The 20,196-nt window shown below is 64.6% G+C and carries 18 protein-coding genes and 1 pseudogene; 6 read left to right on the top strand and 13 right to left on the bottom strand.

Annotation, left to right across the window (positions count from 1 at the left end):
* Window positions 1-325: 325 nt before the first annotated feature.
* The 6 genes and pseudogenes from H0S66_RS10385 to cysD form a co-directional block, all read right to left on the bottom strand.
* On the bottom strand, window positions 326-1,177 hold the full coding sequence (locus H0S66_RS10385) for a sulfotransferase domain-containing protein (RefSeq protein ID WP_179615322.1): 852 nt from the start codon (window positions 1,175-1,177) through the stop codon (window positions 326-328).
* A gap of 67 nt (window positions 1,178-1,244) precedes the next feature.
* Entirely contained in the window at window positions 1,245-1,406 is a 162-nt protein-coding gene (locus tag H0S66_RS20460; RefSeq protein WP_246305130.1) for a hypothetical protein, read from the bottom strand.
* Window positions 1,407-1,803: 397 nt separating this feature from the next.
* Window positions 1,804-2,145, bottom strand: a pseudogene (locus tag H0S66_RS21015) (glycosyltransferase family 2 protein); the annotation flags it as partial.
* A gap of 1 nt (window position 2,146) precedes the next feature.
* Window positions 2,147-3,421 (bottom strand): O-antigen ligase family protein, encoded by a 1,275-nt coding sequence (locus H0S66_RS10375; RefSeq protein WP_179615320.1) that lies wholly within the window; start codon window positions 3,419-3,421, stop codon window positions 2,147-2,149.
* Between the two features lie 290 nt (window positions 3,422-3,711).
* Entirely contained in the window at window positions 3,712-5,016 is a 1,305-nt protein-coding gene (locus tag H0S66_RS10370) for a sulfate adenylyltransferase subunit 1 (RefSeq protein ID WP_476739289.1), read from the bottom strand.
* The gene (gene cysD / locus H0S66_RS10365) at window positions 5,016-5,930 is read right to left on the bottom strand and encodes a sulfate adenylyltransferase subunit CysD (protein WP_179615319.1); all 915 of its coding nucleotides are present in this window, start codon (window positions 5,928-5,930) and stop codon (window positions 5,016-5,018) included. The genes H0S66_RS10370 and cysD overlap by 1 nt, the downstream gene beginning before the upstream one ends.
* A 141-nt stretch (window positions 5,931-6,071) precedes the next feature.
* On the opposite strand from cysD, the gene gmd reads away from it, so the two are divergent.
* Entirely contained in the window at window positions 6,072-7,127 is a 1,056-nt protein-coding gene (gene gmd / locus H0S66_RS10360; protein WP_179615318.1) for a GDP-mannose 4,6-dehydratase, read from the top strand.
* Here gmd and H0S66_RS10355 read toward each other — a convergent pair.
* The gene (locus tag H0S66_RS10355) at window positions 7,092-8,135 is read right to left on the bottom strand and encodes a sulfite exporter TauE/SafE family protein (RefSeq protein WP_246305129.1); all 1,044 of its coding nucleotides are present in this window, start codon (window positions 8,133-8,135) and stop codon (window positions 7,092-7,094) included. The two genes, gmd and H0S66_RS10355, sit on opposite strands and share 36 nt — an antisense overlap.
* Window positions 8,135-10,015: an adenylyl-sulfate kinase gene (gene cysC / locus H0S66_RS10350; protein WP_179615317.1), complete on the bottom strand. Its 1,881-nt coding sequence runs from the start codon at window positions 10,013-10,015 to the stop codon at window positions 8,135-8,137. The genes H0S66_RS10355 and cysC overlap by 1 nt, the downstream gene beginning before the upstream one ends.
* Window positions 10,016-10,100: 85 nt before the next feature.
* On the opposite strand from cysC, the gene H0S66_RS10345 reads away from it, so the two are divergent.
* The 5 genes from H0S66_RS10345 to H0S66_RS10325 all read left to right on the top strand — a co-directional run bounded on the left by H0S66_RS10345 (window position 10,101) and on the right by H0S66_RS10325 (window position 14,062).
* On the top strand, window positions 10,101-11,039 hold the full coding sequence (locus H0S66_RS10345) for an asparaginase (RefSeq protein WP_258016855.1): 939 nt from the start codon (window positions 10,101-10,103) through the stop codon (window positions 11,037-11,039).
* A gap of 232 nt (window positions 11,040-11,271) precedes the next feature.
* Window positions 11,272-11,562, top strand: coding sequence for a DUF2516 family protein (locus H0S66_RS10340; protein ID WP_179615315.1), 291 nt, complete (start codon window positions 11,272-11,274; stop codon window positions 11,560-11,562).
* 89 nt (window positions 11,563-11,651) lie between these two features.
* Window positions 11,652-12,014 carry a phosphomannose isomerase type II C-terminal cupin domain gene (locus H0S66_RS10335; protein ID WP_179615314.1) on the top strand — a complete coding sequence of 121 codons (363 nt, stop codon included), beginning with the start codon at window positions 11,652-11,654 and terminating at the stop codon, window positions 12,012-12,014.
* 80 nt (window positions 12,015-12,094) lie between these two features.
* The gene (locus H0S66_RS10330) at window positions 12,095-13,531 is read left to right on the top strand and encodes a tyrosine-protein kinase domain-containing protein (RefSeq protein WP_179615313.1); all 1,437 of its coding nucleotides are present in this window, start codon (window positions 12,095-12,097) and stop codon (window positions 13,529-13,531) included.
* A gap of 117 nt (window positions 13,532-13,648) precedes the next feature.
* The gene (locus tag H0S66_RS10325) at window positions 13,649-14,062 is read left to right on the top strand and encodes a hypothetical protein (RefSeq protein ID WP_179615312.1); all 414 of its coding nucleotides are present in this window, start codon (window positions 13,649-13,651) and stop codon (window positions 14,060-14,062) included.
* A gap of 277 nt (window positions 14,063-14,339) precedes the next feature.
* On the opposite strand, the gene H0S66_RS10320 is transcribed toward H0S66_RS10325, so the two are convergent.
* The 5 genes from H0S66_RS10320 to H0S66_RS10300 form a co-directional block, all read right to left on the bottom strand.
* Window positions 14,340-16,031, bottom strand: a complete 1,692-nt coding sequence (locus H0S66_RS10320) for a DUF4012 domain-containing protein (RefSeq protein ID WP_179615311.1) — start codon at window positions 16,029-16,031, stop codon at window positions 14,340-14,342.
* A gap of 158 nt (window positions 16,032-16,189) precedes the next feature.
* Window positions 16,190-16,618: a hypothetical protein gene (locus H0S66_RS10315; RefSeq protein ID WP_179615310.1), complete on the bottom strand. Its 429-nt coding sequence runs from the start codon at window positions 16,616-16,618 to the stop codon at window positions 16,190-16,192.
* A 442-nt stretch (window positions 16,619-17,060) separates the two neighbouring features.
* Window positions 17,061-18,185, bottom strand: coding sequence for a homoserine O-acetyltransferase MetX (gene metX / locus H0S66_RS10310; protein WP_179615309.1), 1,125 nt, complete (start codon window positions 18,183-18,185; stop codon window positions 17,061-17,063).
* Between the two features lie 17 nt (window positions 18,186-18,202).
* Complete coding sequence (locus H0S66_RS10305) at window positions 18,203-19,489, bottom strand: O-acetylhomoserine aminocarboxypropyltransferase/cysteine synthase family protein (RefSeq protein WP_179615308.1); 1,287 nt, start codon at window positions 19,487-19,489, stop codon at window positions 18,203-18,205.
* A 257-nt stretch (window positions 19,490-19,746) separates the two neighbouring features.
* Window positions 19,747-20,196 (bottom strand): hypothetical protein, encoded by a 450-nt coding sequence (locus H0S66_RS10300; RefSeq protein ID WP_179615307.1) that lies wholly within the window; start codon window positions 20,194-20,196, stop codon window positions 19,747-19,749.

Below are 20,196 nucleotides of genomic sequence, written 5' to 3'. Positions count from 1 at the left end.
ACGTCGCAGCCCCCACCAGACTCAAGGCCAGACCCATACTCGCGCACGTAGTGACTGCGCCGCTGACTAGGTCGTGAGGTCGAGGCACGGAGCCACTTGTCATGGTGACAACGACGTCTGACGTAATGCCTCTGATAGCGGCATTAACGAGTAGAAAAACCGCAAGCACCGCCGAGACGCGACCAAATTCCGCCGTTTCTAGGCTGGTGGCACCTAACACTCCAAAGACCAACGTACTGAGGCTTGATAGAGCTTGATCTATCAAGCCGTAAGTAACGCGTTTACGTGCACTCAATTCACACCTACTTCGTAGGCAGGCGAGATGTTAAAAGCCCGTTTTCCATACTTGACTCAGATCCCGACCCATCAACTTAGAGACTTCGTCTCGCGTCCTAATGAACTGAGTGCGGTGAACTTGCAGGTCACCGAAAAACTCATCCCTAGCCACATCGTCAGCAGCACGGAAGATATACTTCCGTAAAGACCCTCGTTTGAACGCCTCAACTTTGCGAGACAACCCGACTCGAGCCATTACCTTGGCGCCCGCGCGAAGGACACTTAGCAGGAAGGGTGACCTGGCCTTGAGGGCCACGTTGACCTTTTCCTCGACCATAAAACCCGACGGCGCCACCACGCCGGCACCGAGCGCCTCAACAAGGCGCTCGGCATACCTAGAGGGGTCGTCTCTCAAGTCCTCGAGCAGTAGCCAGGTTACCTGCGATCTGTCCACAACGTTGAGAAGCTGCCGCAGATGCTTCTCGTACTTGGCATGATCCAGCGCGTATGGATAATTCTCAAGAAACTGACTGAACGAGCAATCGACCCTACCAGTGCCCGTGACGTAGGCAAACTCGGAGATGATCCACTCATAAGGATTCCTCAGACCAACCAATATTTTGATCGGAGAGGATGCCGTGCCGATCCGATTCAACGCCGCACCGGAGAAAATGCAGTCATGACTGATATCCACGCAAACTAGAGTAGGGTCCCTAAATTGCTGTGCGAACCAACTCTCGCCACGCTCGTGGTGGACCTCAAAGAAATCCGTGGACTTTTGAATGGGCACCGCTACGTCCACCTGCGCCTGTAAGAACTTGAAAATCCAAGTCGAACCGCACTTGGGCCACCCCACATATACGGCGTCTATTTCAAATTTTTGTTCGACGCTGATGCTCACAGCGAACGACTCCGAACCTTAAAATATGCACGTTTGAGTGTTAGGGCTAGACGTTGCGGTACGCGGCTCACTGCGTTAGCGACAAAGCTTCGTCCGGTCGGGCCATTTTCAAAGAACTCTCGATACCGCTGCCTATCGAAAGCACCATCCGCACGCTTGGAAAGTAGCCAAAGGCCGCTATAAGGACGAAAAAGTTTTGAGGAACTTCGATGGAGGAGATTTCGGTCACCAGGTCCTAATCGTCCATCAAAGTGATCTAGGGCTTGGTAGTACCCGAAGTGCACTGCCAACGACTGATCAACCCATGAGGTGGACGTCGCCCCCTCTGAACGATTGTAGACACTTACATCATTATCAATTTTATAATTCAGTTGGTCCACGAGAAGGGCCTCTCCAATGACCGACAGGTGGTGGAAGTATGTACCGACCGGCGCCTGGTCCGTATACCTTTTCCAAACTTCCGTCCGTATTATGCTCGCGCCTATGAAACCCAGCAGATAAAAATTCGTAAGTAAAGCCCGTCGGTCGGCCGTCGTGAGGTCCGACAATAGGGGGCGTGATAGGACTCGTGCGTAATCGTCGCTTACGTAAACATAATTCGTGATCAAGATATCGGGGCGCGCGCCCAGTTGATCGAGTGCACGACTGACAGCCCCGGGCGATAGTCGATCATCCTCACCGACCGTCCAACAATAGTCCGTCTGAGCCAGATCGAAACACTGTTTTATGTTCGCATCGATCCCAAGATTAGTCGAGTTATGAACGTACCTTACGTTTAGCCCGTTTCGCGACGCCTCTTCGGCTATAGGCTCATTGAGTCGATCGTGCGAATCATCACAAATCAGAATTTCTAGCTCGTTCCCAGCCACGTCGTCCGCGACCGAAGATATGGCACCTCGGAGCAACTCCGGTCGGCGATAGCACGGAAAAGCAAGCGTTAGAAGCTTCTGGTTGGACTCCACCGGCATCTCAACTCTCCTGTCGCGCTCGGTTGCCATGACGCCTCATGGATGTCGCGTAACTCGCGCTCGTCGTTTGTTGCAAAGCCCACTCTTCCTGTCTGACGCTCCTAGACAGCACTAGCCAACTGAGTGCCATGAACGTGAGTGAGGGGCTGACAAGCGTATAACCAGTGAGCCCCGTTCCCAGTGAGAAGACGATCATGTACTGGGGCCAGTCTTTTCGTACAGCACCCGGCGCCCTCGCGTCGCCTCCTAGACCAATCCAAATAAAGAGCACAAGGGCCAAGCCGAGGACCCCACCCTCAGCCAACAGACCGAGATACTGGTTGTGTGCCCCAATGACTGAAAACTCGCTAGGACTTCCCTGGGTGGCAAGACGCACCAAACCATCGACACCTGAATAGCTCAGGTCACTATCATTATAGCGTCCAAACCCTACTCCCAAAACCGGACTTTGTCCCCACATTCCTACCGCATTACCCCAATAGTAGAACCGGGAGATCATGTTGGCTGCGTACTCTGGAACGCCAGCCTGCAGTGGGTACTTCAAGACTTCCTCGGCCGCGAAGCCCTCCGCAAACGCGCTGCTTGCTCGCTGCCAAAAGTCTGCTGAGACCAAGGTGGATACCGTAGAACGCACTCGCGGGTCGAACAGCGCGAGTGCGGCGAACACCAACGATGCCGCGCCAGCGCGAATCAGCTGACGGAGCCTCCCCGCTCGGAAGGCAAAGAAGACAAGCACCATGACGAGGCCGACCAAAGACGTCCGCGAGGCCGATAGAAAGACTAGGAGTACAGCCCCTGCGATGGACGCGCGGATGACAAAGGGCCTTGGCTTTTCCCAGTAACCCAAGATTATTATAAGTGCGGACCCGCCGAAGTACCCCAGAACATGGTGGGATGACGTCAGCCCAGTGAATCCAATTCGCGGGCCGGTAGCGAGTGCGAATAGGAGATTCGCCCAGATCCCAAATACAGTTGCGGCGGCAAACCAGGCTAAATCGATCTGCTTGAATTTTGCCGTGGCTGCAATGAAGACTGGAAGAACGGCGAAAAGCGGTCTTCCATCGTTTTCAATCCAATCTGCGACAGACTCACCGGTTTGCGAGGGCAGGCTGCCGGCAACAGCACTCGACAATATCCAAAAAGTCAAGAATGCCAGCGTGGGCGCTAACAATTTGAGATCAAGCCGTAGGTGTATGACGCCCCAGTAGACGCTGAATACACCAACCAAGATGCCAGCTACTGCTGCTTCATTGATCCGGCTCAGCAGCGTTGCCATGGCTAGAAGAATCAGCGCGATCCCAGCGAGGCTCGGAAGGCCCAGCCGAACCCTGCTGGAGACGTGGTAGTGCCGCATTAGAGGCCGCCGAAAGGGGGACGTGCCATGTCCACCAGCATTACCTCTCCCATCCTCATGGCTCCAACGTCCCCGAGCGATCCCGTGCAATTATTGCTCGACCCCCTCGGTCCTCCCCGAGACACGGAAAGGAGACTGCTACTCCGAAATCGTAACTTTCGTCCGACAGTTTCGCGCTACCGCGCCGAGGGCGTGCTGGGAGATCGAGTAGTTCAGAGGATCATTCCCGCGCCTACGGTGGCCCCGGTCGTCTCGTCAATCAAGATAAATGATCCAGTGTCACGGTTCTGCGAGTAGGGGTCGCACAGCAGAGGAATCGTCGACCGAAGTTGAACGCGACCGATGTCGTTGAGCCCGAGGGTGCTGCTTTCGAGATCCCGATGCAAGGTATTCACGTCGAGTCGGTACAGAACATCCTTAACGAGTGCCCGCCCACTTCGGGTCGTGTGCTTTATGGCGAGTTTTTGTCGCGGGCCCAGGGGCGTGGTGGTCATCCAGCACACCATCGCGTCGATATCCTGAGTCGGCGAAGGCGCATTCCTAACTCTCGCTATCATATCGCCGCGAGAGACATCGACATCGTCTTCAAGACGAATCGTCACCGACATGGGGGGGTAGGCTTCGGGTAACGTCTTGTCATAAAGATCGATCGCAGATATCCGCGTCGTCATGCCGCTTGGAAGAACCACTACCTCGTCCCCAGGCTTGAGAACGCCGCCCACGACCTGGCCGCCGTAGCCTCGGTAGTCATGGTACTCGTCCGACTTCGGCCGGACGACATACTGAACCGGGAAGCGCGTATCAACGAGATCTCGGTCGGACGCAACATGAACATGCTCCAGGTGGTGCATCAGGGTTGGGCCTGCATACCAGTCCATATGCTCGGACCGGTTTACCACGTTGTCACCTTGAAGCGCAGATATGGGGATTACCGCCAGATCTGGAATGTTAAGCTTAGTTGCGAATTGAGCAAATTCGGCTTGAATTTTCTCGTAGACATCACGATCGAAGTTTACAAGGTCCATTTTATTGATCGCGAGGACCAGGTGGGGGACTCGCAGGAGGCTAAGGATCACGGCGTGGCGACGCGACTGCTCGGTCAGTCCCTGACGGGCGTCCACCAACACGAGTCCAAGGTCGGCTGTTGAGGCACCCGTGACCATATTCCGGGTGTACTGCACATGTCCTGGTGTGTCGGCGATGATGAACTTGCGGTTCGGGGTAGCGAAGTAGCGGTAAGCGACATCGATGGTGATGCCTTGCTCGCGTTCGGAACGTAGCCCGTCAGTCAGCAGGGCTAGATCGGTGTAATCGTAACCTTTCCCCTTGCTGGTGGTCTCGACCGCCTCGAGCTGGTCCTCGAAAATCGATTTCGAGTCCAGTAGTAGCCGTCCGATGAGGGTTGACTTGCCGTCGTCAACCGACCCCGCGGTTGCGAAACGCAAGAGGTCCATGTTCGTCGTGACGTTCTCGACGGCTTGTTCGCCGGCAGTGATGTTCTCGGTCTCGTTGGGCATCAGAAGTAGCCCTCCTTCTTGCGGTCTTCCATGGCGGCCTCAGAGAACTTGTCGTCACCGCGGGTGGCGCCACGCTCGGTAACGCGGGAGACCGCGGTCTCCTCGATGATCTCCTCGACCGTGCTGGCCGTGGACTCCACGCAGCCGGTCAGGGTGATGTCGCCACAGGTGCGGAAGCGGACGGTGCGCTCCTCGGCGACCTCCCCCTCGCGACAGGGGTTCAGGGGGGTCTCGGTCATCAGCATGCCGCCGCGCTCGAAGACACGGCGCTGGTGCGAGAAGTAGATCTGCGGAATCTCGATGCCTTCACGGGCGATGTAGGACCACACGTCGAGCTCGGTCCAGTTGGAGATCGGGAAGATGCGCATGTGCTCGCCCTCGTGCAGGCGGCCGTTGTAGAGGCTCCAGAGCTCGGGGCGCTGGTTCTTGGGGTCCCACTGCCCGAACTCGTCGCGGTGGGAGTAGACGCGCTCCTTGGCGCGGGCCTTCTCCTCGTCGCGCCGGCCGCCACCGAACGCGGCGGTGAAGCCGTTCTCCTCGATGGCATTGAGCAGGGTGCCGATCTGGAGGCGGTTGCGGCTGGTCTTGCCATCCTCGGTCACCACACCCTTGGCGATGGCGTCGTCGATGCTGGCGACCACGAGCTGCACGCCGAGGCGGTCGACCCAGCGGTCGCGGGTCTCCATCACCTCGGGGAAGTCCAGGCCGGTGTCGACCTGAAGGATGGGGAACGGGATCTTCGCCGGGTAGAACGCCTTCTCGGCGAGGCGGAGCATCACGATGGAGTCCTTGCCGCCGGAGAACATCAGGACGGGCTTCTCGAATTCGGCCGCGACCTCGCGGATGATGTGGATCGACTCCGCCTCCAGCTGGTCGAGCTGGCTTAGTCGGTAGTCGGCATGCGTTTGGGTCATGCTCAGATGAACCTCTCCTCGTGACAAGTCGGCTCATCGTAGACCGCAGACGCCCCGCAGCATCAACCGCGCGAGTGTCTGAGTGGCCCAAGGCACAGACCCGGCTGCCGCGCAGTGTGGCTATGCGCGAGAATCAGGGCCATGAACAGAGGTACTCAGCCGCGCCGAGCCTTCATTACCGGCATCACTGGTCAGGACGGCTCGTACCTCGCTGAGCTGCTTCTCGGCAAAGGCTACGAGGTGCACGGGCTGATCCGTCGCGCTTCGACGTTCAACACCTCGCGTATCGACCACCTTTACCAGGACGCTCACGATCCGGACGTCCGGCTGGTGCTGCACCACGGCGATGTCACCGACGTGGGGCGCCTGACCTACTTGTTCCAGTGGATCGAGCCCGACGAGGTCTACAACCTCGCTGCCCAGTCGCACGTGCGGGTCAGCTTCGTCGAGCCCGAGCACACCAGCAACGTCACCGGTATGGGTGCACTGCGCGTGTTGGAAGCACTTCGAATGGCCGAAGTCCCGGCACGGGTCTACCAAGCGTCGAGTTCCGAGATGTTCGGCGCAACCAACCCGCCGCAGGACGAGCAGACCGCCCTACACCCGCGCTCTCCCTACGGCGTGTCGAAGGTCTTCGCGCATTGGATGACTCGCAACTACCGCGACGGCTACGGCCTGTGGGCAGTCAGCGGCATCCTGTTTAACCACGAGTCACCCCGGCGCGGCGAGACGTTCCTGACCCGCAAGGTGACCCGTGCCGTGGCCCGCATCCGGGCAGGCCTCGAGGAGCATGTCTACCTCGGGAACCTCGATGCCGTCCGCGACTGGGGCTACGCCCCGGAGTACGTACAGGGCATGTGGCAGATGCTGCAGGCCGACTCACCCGACGACTACGTGCTGGCCACCGGCGTGGCCTGCAGTGTCCGCGACTTCGTCAGCACCGCCTTCGACCATGCCGGCCTCGATTGGGAGGAGCACGTGCGTTTCGACGACCGCTATCTGCGCCCCACCGAGGTCGACGCCCTGATCGGCGACCCGGGTAAAGCCGCCCGCGAGCTCGACTGGTCGGCCACCATTGCGGGCGCCGACCTGGCCCGCCTTATGGTCGACGCCGATATTGCCGCCCTAGAGGGCGGCGCAGGCTGGGTGGACCGGCCGGCACTAGTCGACTGGCCCGTCCACCCGCTCAGTCGCTGACGGCTTCTTCTCGCCCGCGGTACGGCTGGTTCGCCCATAGGTCCAGCTGTCCAACTCACTGACGGTTGGCGTTCCCATGAACGGCAAGCCCTGCTCCTTACGCAGGAAGCCCCAGATGACCGGCACCAGGACGGCCATGGCGAGACCGATCAGCCCGATCAGCGCCGGGTAGGTGTCCTCGCGCCCCAACGGCGCCCAGCCGGCCTTATCGAGCAGAGCGACGCCCGACATGGTCAGCACCACCACAATCCCGCGACGGATGAAGGACTGCGGCACCCGCGGCGCGATCCGGCTGCCCAGCAGGGTCCCGGGCACCGAGCCCACGATGAGCGGGATCGCGATCGACCAGTCCAGCCCATGGATGGCAATGTTGGCGATGGCGGCGGCCAGCACCAGCGGGACGGCCTGCACGAGGTCGGTGCCGACCAGCTTCACGGCCGACAGGCCGGGATAGAGCATCAGGAGCGCGATCATGATGACCGAACCCGAGCCAACGCTGGTGATGCCGACCAGGAGACCGCCCAGCATGCCGACCAGCAGGGTCGGGACCACCTTGATCTTGGGATCCGGATCGCCGGTGAAGCCACCCGAGCGCACCGCGCGCAAGTTGATGTAGAGGCGCAGAGCGTAGGTGGCGGCAGCGAAGAGCAGCGCGAAGCCGATGCTGAGCTTGAGGACTCGGTCGAGCTGTTCGGCGTCGTCAGTGAAGAACTTGACCATGTAGGGACCGAGAAACGCCATCGGCACTGAGCCCACGATCAACCACTTGGCCAGGGTGAGGTTTGGCGAGCCATGACGTGCGTGCACGGCTGCGCCGCCGGTCTTGTAGACGGCGGCCGCCGTCAGGTCGGCGGTGACGATGGTGGCGGCCTCGCCGGAGCCGACGCCCAGGAAGATCAGGGCCGGCGTCATGAGGGCGCCGCCGCCCATGCCGGTGAGGCCGACAACGATGCCGACGACGAAACCGGCCGCCAAGATGGACAGGGCGGTGAGGGTAATCAGGTCCATCAGTTGGCCTTTCGGGCGCTGGACAGGGCGGTGACGGCGGCGCGGAGCAGCCGATCGAGGTGGTCGGCGGCGGTGCGAGCGGCCGCGTCGCCGCGGCGGTACGGGTCGGCGACGTCGAGATCCTCGGAAGCGGGTCCGCGGCGCTGCTGAAGGGCGGTGAGCAACTCGCGTCCATGCAGATCGCCATCGAGGGCGCCGATCGACTCAACAAACTGGCCCAGGCTGAAGACCGTGCGGAAAAGCGCTGGGTCGTCGTCGAGAATGAATTGTCGGTGCGAGGCTTCCGCGGTTAGCACGACGTCGGCCCAGGCCAGGTGCTCAGGGGTCAGGCGGCGGCTGCGGAAGCTGTCGCTGCCCTCGGTGCCGGCGGCGAGGACGTCGACCATGGGCTGGTTCATCGGTTCGTCGGCCAGGCCGTGCGTGCCGGCGCTCGCGAACTCGAGCGTCGGGTCGCCGGCGGCCAGGTGGCGAGCGGTGAGCTCCATGTAGGGCGAGCGGCAGATGTTGGCGGTGCAGACGAAAAGGACCTTGAGGGGTTTCGAGGCAAGCGCTGGCTCGCCTTCCTCAACCTCCGTGTGGGAGGTGGGCGCGTCCGTCACTGGGTTTCGACGGACGGTCGTCGCTAGCGCTCCTCCCTGCTCAACCAACGGCGCGGGGCCCTCGCTCTGCGGCGCGGAGGTGCGTAGGTCGAGGTAGCCGGCTTCGGCGAGGGCGTCGATCACGTCCTGGAGGGCCTCGTCGATGGTGCGACCGGTGGTGTCGACGCGCACGTCGGCGTCCTGGGGCTCCTCGTAGGGCGAGGAGATGCCAGTGAACTCGGGGATCTCGCCGCGGCGGGCCTTAGCGTAGAGGCCCTTCCGGTCGCGGCGCTCGCACTCCTCTAGTGGAGTGGCGACGTGGACCAAGAAGAACGCGCCGCCGGCCTCGTCAACCATGGCCCGCACCTGCTGCCGGGTCTCTTCGAACGGCGCGATGGGGCTGACCACCGCGAGGCCGCGGTGCCGGGAGATCTCGGCGGCTACCCAGCCAATGCGCCGAATGTTGGTCTCTCGGTCCGCCTTGGAAAAGGTCAGGCCCGCCGAAAGGTTGCGGCGCACGACGTCGCCGTCGAGGGAGGTGATGGTGCGAGTGCCCTGTTCGAGGATGCGATCCATCAGCGCCTGCGCGAGGGTCGACTTGCCGCTGCCGGAGAGACCGGTGAAGAACAGCACCAGTCCCTGCTCCTCGGGGCGGGGCTGGTCGGCTGCGACGATGGCGGCAATGTCGTCGCTGTAGGTGTCGTCAAGGCCAGCGTCGGGCAGTGCCAGCACGTCAGCGTCGCACGCGTAGGTGCGCGCCACCTGTGCACCCAGTGCGTGGTCGACCTCGGCATTGCCGCGGCTAGCCAGGGGCACCGCGACGACCGCGGCGTCGTCCAGCCGAGCAGCCGCCGCCAGCGTGGCCCGGATCAGCGCCGTCGCTGTCAGGTCGGGCGTGCCGGTGCCGACCAGGGCGAGCAGCAGCACCGGGCCCGCGTCGGCGATCCGCTGAATCTGCTGTTCGGTCAGCGCGTCGACCACCGGGACGACGGTGCGATCTCCGTGCTGCTCGCGCGCCTGCGCGGGGCTGAGGTAGTAGCGCCGGAAGGGGCCGTACTGCGCGTGCGTGAGGGGCTCCACAACGCCCCCGGGGACGGAGACTCGCGCCAGGGGTAGCCCCTCGGGGTCCACGAGCTCCACGCCGCCGGCGGCTTGGGCCGCGGCCTCGACGTCGGTGGGGAGCGTCAATGTCACTGGGCTGCCGGGTTCGTTGAAGGCAGTGATCGGGCTGAGGGCGCCGGTCGTGAGCAGCTCTAGATCGTCGAGCTCGCGGGGGCCGGGGCAGTGCTGCGGGTAACTCACCGAAGTATCTTGACAGATTTCAGTCGAGTTTCAACGTCACGGCGTCCGCCCTCTACGGTGCGAGGCATGACTGGGACCTGTCGTCGTGGCCGAGATCGTGCGCTCCGGGATCGTGGAGGGCCACCACTACGGCTCCGTGGTGGCGCTGCGCGCCGACAGGAGCGTGGAGTGGTCGGTGGGTGACGTGACCTCGCCGGTGCTACCGCGTTCCTCGAACAAGCCGATCCAGGCGCTTGCGATGGTCGAGCACGGTCTCGACCTGCCGCCGGCGCTGCTGGCGCTGGCGTGCGCGTCGCACTCAGGTGAGGCGCACCACCTCGACGGCGCCCGCCGCATCTTGGCCGGTGCAGGCCTTGGCGAGTCGGCGCTGCAGACCCCGCGCGACTGGCCGCTCGACGACGCTGCCCGCGAGGCGCTCATCCGTTCGGGAGGCGAGAAGTCGTCGCTGACAATGAACTGCTCGGGCAAGCACGCAGCGATGCTCGCGACCTGTGTGCGCAACGACTGGGACACCGCGACCTATCTCGATCCCCAGCACCCCCTGCAGGCCGCTATCAAGGCGACGTTCGAGCGGATGACCGGCGAGGAAGCCCAGGTCGCTATCGACGGGTGCGGCGCACCCCTGCTGTCGGCCTCGCTGGTCGGCTTGGCCCGAGCGTTCTCGCGGCTCGCGATGGCGACCGACGGCGCCGAGCACCGGATCGCTGAGGCAATCCGAGCTCACCCCGAGTACGTGTCGGGCACGACTCGCGACGAGCGGACGCTGCTGACTGCCATGCCTGGCTCAATCGGCAAGGCCGGCGCGGAGTCTTGCTACGCCGTTGCGCTTCCGGACGGGCGGGCGTTCGCGCTCAAGACCGATGACGGTGGGGCGCGTGCACGTCCCGTGGTGATGGCGGCGGCGTTGGAGCGGTCTGGGGTGACTGCTGAGGACTGGGTGGACGCTGAGGCCGTGCGGCGGACCGGGGAGCATGTGCTTCTTGGTGGCGGGAAGCCGGTTGGGGCGATTAGGGCCAGCTTCTGAGTCGCGCCCTGGCGTGGTGGGTCCCTCACCGGATCTCGACGACGGTCGGGCCTTGGCGGCCCTCCCTGCTCGATCAGCGGAGCCGGCCCTCCCTGCTCGATCAACGACGCGATCTTGGCGACGAGGGGCTCTCCACGCTGGGTAGGTGGCGGTGATACCCGCTGATCGAGAACGGAGAAGCGCCGACGACATCGAGACCTGGTGATCCAAGCCATGCCCGTAGGCTGGACGCGTGGTCGACGTCTACTCCCTCGAGCTCGGTTTTTACGCCCTGCTCGCCTTCGTTCTTCTCGCGGTGAAGATCTTCGCCTTCGTCAACTCCCTAACGTTTTCTACAGAGTCCTACGTAGCCGCAGGCAAGCTCACCAAGCCGACCTGGACCATCCTGCTCGGCCTCGCGGTGGCCCTGCAGGTCCTCTTCCTCAACAGCCCTATTGGCATCCTCAACCTGATCTTTACGATCGCTGCGATCGTCTATCTGGTCGATGTCCGCCCTGCCATGGCTGGGCTACGGCGTCGCTAACGTTCGGTAACAGACCAGTCCTCCCGGTGCCGTAGCCTTTAACCTCGCAGTGTGAGCGGCACCCGGCCGCAGACTCGAAGGAGATGTGGATGATCGGCGAGAGCGAAGAGCGCCCGTGGGGCTCGTGGACCGTCCTGGACGAGGGCGACGGCTTCAAGGTCAAGCGCATCCACGTGAATGCCCGCTCGCGCCTGAGCTACCAGACCCATGAGCACCGGGCCGAGCACTGGGTGATCGCCGCCGGTCGCTGCACGGCCGTTATCGACGGCGAGACCGTCGTGGCCGGTCCGGGTGAGTCGATCTGGGTCGAGGTGGGCCAGGCACACAGAATCACCAACCAGGAGGACTGCCCCCTGGTGGTCGTCGAGGTGCAGCTGGGTTCCTACACCGGCGAGGACGACATCTGCCGACTCGAGGACGACTACGGCCGTACGCCCGTGACGGCTGGCTGATCCAGCAGTTGGAGGCAGATGCCTCTCTCGGCACCTCCGTCGCCTAGAGTTCCCCTCGTCGCTGATGACGGGAGTCGGACATGGAACTACGGGACTATCTGCGCATCCTCCGCCGCCGGTGGATGCTGGTCCTCAGCTCGACCCTGATCGTGGTGGCTGTCGCTGCGGTCTACACCTTCACAGTGACGCCGATGTACCAGTCGACAGCGAAGCTCTTCATCTCCTCGTCCGCAGACGGTGGCGAGACTGTCTCCGGAGCATTTCAAGGTGCTCAGTTCAGCCAGCAGCAGGTGACCTCCTACGCCGACTTCGTCAAGGACGCTGACCTAGCGGCCGTCGTGATCAAGGACCTCGGTCTCTCGATGACGCCAGGCGGACTCAAGGAGCATGTGACGGCGACTGTCACCCCCAACACGGTAATTATCGCCTTACAGGCTCAGGACGCGTCACCTGCCCGGGCGCAGGCCATCGCGCAAGGCTACGCAGTCGCGCTCGCCGACCAAATCCGCACCGTCGAGACGCCGGTCGGCGAAACCGAACCGCTGGTGCGACCCTCCGTCAACTCTGACGCGACGCTACCCACCACCCCTGTCTCGCCGCAGCCGGTACGCAACCTCGGCCTGGCTTTGGTTCTCGGCCTCCTCCTGGGTGTCGGTCTCGCCGTCGCACGAGAACTGCTGGACACCACCGTCAAGTCGGTCGACGACGTCCGTGAGACGACCGATGCCCCCCTGCTGGGCGCCATCGGCTTCGACTCCCAGATCCGAAGCCAGCCGCTCGTCACCTCCCTGTCATCCCATGCTCCCCGCGCGGAGGCGTTCAGGGTGCTGCGGACGAACCTGCAGTTCGTCGACATCGACGCCACTACCAAGGTGTTCGTGGTCACCTCGGCGCTCCCGGGCGAAGGTAAGACAACCACCTCGGTCAATCTCGCCATCACATTGGCTCAGGCCGGCCAGAAAACGCTACTCATCGAATGCGACCTGCGCCGACCGAAGGCTGCTGTGGCCCTCGAGGTGGACAACTCAGTGGGAGTAACGACCGTCCTCCTGGGCAAGGTCAGCTTCGACGACGCTCTGCAAGAGCACACCGGCACGGGGCTTGCCGTGCTGGCGAGCGGCGCGGTGCCGCCCAATCCGGCGGAGCTGTTGCAGTCCCGCGCCATGGCTGACCTGCTGGAGCACGCCAAGGACCGCTTCGACACCATCATCATCGACGCTCCGCCACTGCTGCCGGTGACCGACGCCGCGCTGCTGGCTTCGCAGGCCGACGGTGCGATCGTGGTCGCGGCCCACGGCCGGACCACGCGAGAGCAACTGGCCCAAGCTGGAGAGCGGCTGCAGCAGGTGGATGCAGCGCAGGTCGGCGTCGTGCTCAACATGACCCCCGCACGTCGCGGTCAGGGCTACGGCTACGGCTACGGCTACGGCTACGGCTACGGCTACGCACCTTCGGACACCAGCGAGGCCAAGGCATCCACCCGAAGGCGCAGCAGAGGGACACAAGCCTCGGAGTAGCGGAGCGCCGTGCTAGACCACTCGCTCTCGGTCACCCATGAACCGCAAGTTGGAACTGGAGAATTGATGAGACATCGTCGAGCTCGTGCTGTGGCCGCTACCTGCCTTGTCGCCGCCATGATCGTGACAACCGGTTGCAGCTCTGACTCCTCTGAGACGTCCGGCGAGCCCATTCCCAATGACTTCATCAGCGACAGCGCAGCGCCCCAGTCTGAGGACGGCCTACCACAGGACTACCCACGCGACCTCGCACCCGTCGTCGAGGGTGAGGTTGTTTCGGCCGAGTCGGGGGACCCGGCCGGTTCCTTCGCCGTGACGATCAGCACCGACAACACTGTCGCCGACGCGGCTGCCGACGCTGTGGCCTTGCTAGAAGGCGCGGGATGGCAGAACCGCAGCGACTCGTCCATCGGGGACGGCACCACCCCTGTCGCCCAGTTCTTCAACCTGCCCGATGGGGGCCTGGTGATTCTCAATGTTGTTGATGTGCGTGGCGATGCTGCGGTCAGCTACGCGGTTCGATTGCCCTGAGCACAGCTCAGCTCTAACCCTTAGAGCCCCCGCCCGATTGGGCCGGACTCGGCGGGGACCCGACCAGAACCCGCAGAGGGTCGCCTTGTCAGAGGGCGAGCTGTCCAACTTGCATGGATTGCGCCAGCCAGGACAGCATTAAACACCCATGAGCTGCTTCCTCGCCGGCCGACGGCCGCACCGACATCCCCCACGTCGCCAGCGCGCGTGACGGCGCGGACACTCCGCTCCGCACGACCCGCACCTGGGGCGCTGAGCCCTCCGCAACCTCGCTACATCAGGAGCCACAAGCAGAAGGGACCTCGTCCCAGGCGCCAGCATCCAGGCCGGGAGTTCTGAAGACCCTGGTCGCGCCTCCCTGGCCGTTCCCGGAAAGCATCCGCAACGACAGGTCAGTGATCTCACCGGGACGCAGTCCGACGTAGGTCGTCAGCACCTCGCGTCCCTCGAAGAGCTGCTCCTCGGCATCGACTGACGCCCCATTGATCCGCAGATCACCCAGGGAGCCGTTCACTGGCGTGAAGACGCGGATGGTCACTACCTGGTCTCCGGGCTGCTGCGGTCCCGTTCCCGCCACGTAGGGCGGCAGCTGGCCGGCGTCGCGGGGCGCGAGCGACTCCAGCCTCATGTCGATCTCGTAGGCCTGCTGGTCGTCCATGCAGTAGACGCTGCGCGTGCGCACGTCGCTGCGGAAGAAGTAGGACAGCTTGGCCGCGGTGGTGTCGTTGAAGGTCACCATGACGTCGCTGTCCGCGCCCTCCACGGAACCGGGACCCAGGACACGCGTGCCCTCCAGCCGATCAGCGACAGCGTCATCCGAGACTGCCAGCTGCGCTCGACCCTCATTGCCAGCCCGCCCTAAGGCGGCAAGCAGCTTTCGCGGATCGACCTCACCGGCGCTGACGCGGTCGAACACCTGAGCAGCAACCTGCTGGAAGAAAGCGTCCTGGTCGGCCGGCCGCTCATAACGCAGGTACACCTGGTGCAGGAGCTCGTCCACCACGTTCTCCGACGTCAGTCGAACGCCGTCCACGGTCACCGGGGACATGCCATCCATCAGGTACCCGAGGGCGACCGTGTCGAGGCCGATCACGCCGTCGATGCGCCCTGGGTACCTCTCCTGCCACCGTGCCTGCCAGAGCTGGGCGGCACGACTGAAGTCGGGCGTGAAGTTGGCGTCGAGGAAGTAGGTCCCCAGCTCGGAACCGTACAACGAAAGCTCGCCAGGGGTCAGCGGGAGCACGCTCCCATCGCGGCGTCCAAAGCTGTTGCCCGGCACCTGACGCACGAGATCGATGGCCCCGTCCTGCGCCGTCACCAGGGCGGCCGAGCCTGGCAGACCACCCGTGGCCCTGATCTCCGCGTTGTTCTGGAAGACCAACAGGTAACGCTGGGGACCCTCGGCGCCCAGCATCGTGGGCAGCACGCTCGCTGCGGCGTCCGCGGCTGCTAGGCCGTTGGCTGCCCGGGTCGTCTCGCTCAGCAGCTCGTCGTACTTGTCGCGGAAGAGGCCTACGAAACCGGTGGAGTCGACAGCCGACAGTCGGTCGCGACCCTCCGCCAGGTCAGCCGCTGTTGAGGAGATCGGATCCTGCAACGCCTCGACGGCCTCCACGTCGACACGCCCCTCGTCGGGCACCAGCGTGTCGAGGTCGTCGAGCACGTCGACGACGCGTCGGGAGGCGCCGTCCGTGAGGTCGGCCAGCACCGAGCTCGCGACCTGGACCCCCTCAGCGTCGTCACCCACGAAGGGCAGCACCGTCGCCAGCGACCAGGACCACGTGTCCGTCCTGGCTGCCGCGTCGGAGCTGGCGCTGCCGAGCTCGTCCAGTTTCGCCTCGAGCTGGCGGTCGTCACCGGCCTGGGCCGCGGCGAGCACCTGGGAGGCAGCCTCGGCGGCGGCCGTGAGCGACCGCTGCACCTTCAGAGCCTGGTAGCCGACCCAACCGGCCCAAGCCACGACGGCCACCACAACTACCGTGAGGGCCCACCCCCACAGACGGCGACGCCGCATCGCAGCACCTTCCCAGCGTTATCGCACCCACCGTGGTCTCACGGATCGGCGCTCAGTGTGTCAGGACAGCGAGAAAGGGGCGGCCCCATCGGGGCCGCCCCTTCTCTTCGAACTCAACCGTTGCGGTTGTCGACCTTCACGTTCACCGTGGTGCTGCTCGACTCGTACGGCCCGTCCGGGTCCGGCACGTAGACGATGTTGCAGCTCCACTTGCCCTTGGGGCGAAGCTTGAACTTGTACACGTTGTTACCCTCACGGAGGTCCTCCGTGTAGGAGATCTGCTTGATCTTGCCGCTCTTCAGCGGCTTGGCGCAGGAGAAGGTCAGGGTGCCGTCGAGGGGCCCACGGTTCTTGCCGGTCCGCCCGACATCAACCTGGATCCGCGCGAGGAAGCGCGCCTTGGCCTTGAGCACCTTGGCCGCAGTCTTGGTGCCGCTGCACTTCTCGTAGCCGCAGTCGGCGCTGGCCGGGACGGCGGTCGTAGCGACCAGCCCCGCGGACATCATGAAGGCCATCAGCAGGCCCGCGATCAGTTTCTTCATGCTGAGAGACTCCCCATGCGAGCACCGACGATGCTCAAGTAGTGGTTGTGAGGCTTAGCAAACCACACCGGACGGACCCGTTGCACGTCGACGGCAAAGATGGACACATCGTTTACACGCCTGTCACGTGATAGATGCGCAGGACGCGCTTCTTGGCGGAAGTGGTCTAGTCCGATTCTGCTGGGCTGGTCGCTCGGCAGACTCGCGCGGGGACTGCGGTCCAAGTGGCGCCAGCGCGACGTACTGCGGCGTTCGGGTGTCTCACTGCTCGTCCTGTAGCGGTGGTTTCGAGACGGGACTTCGTCCCTCCTCAACCAACGTGGGGCCGGCCTCGTCCCTCCTCAACCAGCGTGGGGAGGCGGCCTCTCCGGACGTCTTGCCTCTTGCGGGGTCTCGACGACGATCGGCGCTGGGGCGCCTCACTGCTCGACCAACGGCCTGCCTACTGGAGGAAGGTGGCGACGCGGTCGAGGTAGCCCGGGGGGTCGAGGAGGAAGGAGTCGTGGCCGTAGGGGCTGTGGATCTCGGCGTGGTCGGCGTCGACGCCGTGGGCCTGCAGCTGCTCGGTCAGGCGCATGGACTGGGCGGTGTCGAAGCGCCAGTCGGAGGAGAAGGACGTCACCTGGAAGCGGGTGCGGCAGCCGGCGAGGCGCTCGGCGTTCGGTTCGTCGGCGAACGGGTCGAAGTAGTCCATCAGCCGGGTCAGGTAGAGGTAGGACAGCGAGTCGAAGCGGCCCAGGAACGTCTCGCCCTGGTGCTGCAGGTAGTGCTCGACCTCGAAGTCGGGCTCCAGGCGCCACTGGTCGTCGCCGACAGAGTCGCGCTGGTGGTCGAAGCGGGTCTCCAGCGACTGCGGCGAGACGTAGGTGATGTGGGCCATCATCCGGGCCACCTTCTGCCCGTGCCGCGGTACGACGCCGTGCTCGGCGTAGCGCCCGCCGTGGAACTCCGGGTCGGCCATGATCGCCTGGCGCGCCACCGAAGAGAACGCGATGTTCTCCGCGGTCAGCCGCGACGAGGCCGCGACCACGACCGCGCGCTCGATGCGCCCCGGCTCGTCGATCACCCACTGCAGGACCTGCATGCCGCCCATCGAGCCGCCCACAGCGGCGTACAGGGTCTCGATCTCGAGGTGCGCCAGCAGGCGGCGGTGGCAGGCGACCAGGTCGGCGACGTGCAGCAGCGGGAAGTCGAGGTAGCGCGGCTCCCCCGTCGCCGGGTCGATGCTCATCGGACCGGTGGTGCCCGAGCAGCCGCCGAGGATGTTGGGGGCGATCACGAAGAACCGGTCGGTGTCGACCGGCTTGCCCGGCCCGATCATCCGGTCCCACCAGCCCGGCTTCGCGGTGTGCGGGTCCTCCCCGCGCCGGTAGCCCGCCGCGTGCGCGTCACCGGTCAGCGCGTGGCAGATGAAGACCGCGTTGTCTCGCGCCGGCGACAGCTCGCCGTACGTCTCGTAGACCACCTCGACGTGCTCGAGGCTCTTGCCGCCACGCAGCCGCAGCGGGTCGTCCTCGGAGGCGAGGACGACCCGCTGGGCCACGGCGTCGAGGAGCGGACCGCTCACAGGTCGGAGTCCCTGCGTCAGCTGGTCGCGGCGAGGGCCTGGTCGAGGTCGGCGATCAGGTCCTCGACGTTCTCGATGCCGATCGAGAGGCGCACCATGTCCTCCGGCACGCCCGCGCCCACCAGCTCCTCGGGCGTGAGCTGGCTGTGGGTGGTGGTGGCGTTGTGGATCGCCAGCGACTTCGCGTCACCGATGTTGGCCAGGTGGCTGAAGAGCTCGAGCGCCTCGATGAACTTCTTGCCGCCCTCGCGGCCCGACTTCACCCCGAAGCTCAGCAGGCCGCCGTACCCGTGGCCGGTGTGGATCTTGTCGGCCACCGCCTTGTAGGGGCTGTCGGGCAGGCCGGGGTAGCTGACCCACGACACCGCGTCGTGGCCCTGCAGGTGCTCGGCGACCTTGAGCGCGTTGGCGCTGTGGCGCTCCATGCGCAGGTGCAAGGTCTCCAGGCCCTGCAGGAACAGCCACGAGTTCATCGGGGTGATCGCAGCACCCGTGTTGCGCAGCAGCACCGTGCGGGCCCGGATGATGTACGCCGCCGGGCCGGCGGCCTCGGTCCACACCGCGCCGTGGTAGGCCGGGTCGGGCTTGGTCAGGCCCGGGAAGCGGTCGGAGTGCGCCGCCCAGTCGAAGTTGCCCGAGTCGACGATCACGCCGCCGATCGAGGTGCCGTGGCCACCGATGAACTTCGTCGCCGCGTGCACCACGACGTCGACACCGTGCTCGAAGGGCCGCACCAGGTACGGCGTCGGCGCGGTGTTGTCGACCACGAACGGCAGGCCCTGCGCGTGCGCCGCCTCCGACCAGGCCGGCAGGTCGATCACGTTGATCTTGGGGTTGCCGACGGTCTCGCCGAAGACCATCTTCGTCTTCTCGTCGACGTGCTTGGCCAGGTCCTCCGGCTTCTCCGGGTCGACGAAGCGCACCTCGATCCCGAACTGCGGCAGCGTGTGCGCGAACAGCGCGTAGGTGCCGCCGTACAGCGTCGAGAGCGCCACGATGTTGTCGCCGGCATAGCAGAGGTTGAGCACGGCGTACGTCGTCGCCGCCGAGCCGCTCGCCGTCGCCAGCGCCCCCATGCCACCCTCGAGCTGGGTCATCCGCTCCTCGAAGACCGACTGGGTCGGGTTCATGATGCGGGTGTAGATGTTGCCCGGCTCGGCCAGCGCGAAGAGGTTCGCGGCGTGGTCGGTGTCGTCGAAGACGTAGGACGTCGTCTGGTAGATCGGCACGGCCCGGGCGTTCGTCGCCGGGTCGGCCTCCTCCTGGCCGGCGTGGACGGCCAGGGTCTCGGGGCGGTGCGTCATCGGTGCTCCTGCTCAGGTGGCTGGCGTCGGGTCAGCGGCTGCTGCGACGTCGTCGAGCGTAGGGAGGGCTCTGGGTGTCCTGGGGGTGTGTCCGCGTGGTGGTCTCCCCGCCGTTGGTTGAGCAGCGAGGGCCGAAGGCTCGAGCGTCGCCGAAACCCCGTGACCCCATGGCGTGCGGTGCCCACGACGTTTGCGGGGTCTCGACGACGCTCCTCGCTGGCGCTCGTCACTGCTCGATCAACGAGGGGCAGCGTCGCTCACTCGACGAGGACGACCTCCTCGAGGTCCTCGGGCAGCTGCACGCCGTCGCCGGGCACGCGGACGCAGTCGTCGTCGCGGGTCAGACCGAAGACGAGGGCGTCCGACCCCTCGAGCGCGGTCAGGTCGAGCGAGAGCCGATGGTCCTCGCGCTCCAGCTCAACGTAGGGGTGGGGACGCTCACCGCGCCGCGCATACTCGCCCTCGACGACGACCTCCCAACCCTGGTCGACCATGGCGTCGCGGGCGACCCGGAACCTCTCGGCGTAGGCCACGTCCTCGGTGAGCGCACCGCCGAAGGCGAAGGTCAACCCCTGCACGGGCACCATCTGGCAGTAGTCGCCCTCGCCGCGCGCCAAGGCGACCTCGAGACCGGCTGCCTCCAGCACCTCGACCACCTCGCTGCCTCTCGCCATCAGGTCGTCCGCCAGCACCTCGAGGTCGTCCAT

It is taken from the genome of Nocardioides marinisabuli (assembly GCF_013466785.1).
In the GTDB taxonomy this organism is placed as follows: domain Bacteria; phylum Actinomycetota; class Actinomycetes; order Propionibacteriales; family Nocardioidaceae; genus Nocardioides; species Nocardioides marinisabuli.
This window is presented reverse-complemented; position numbering and strand designations above follow the sequence as displayed.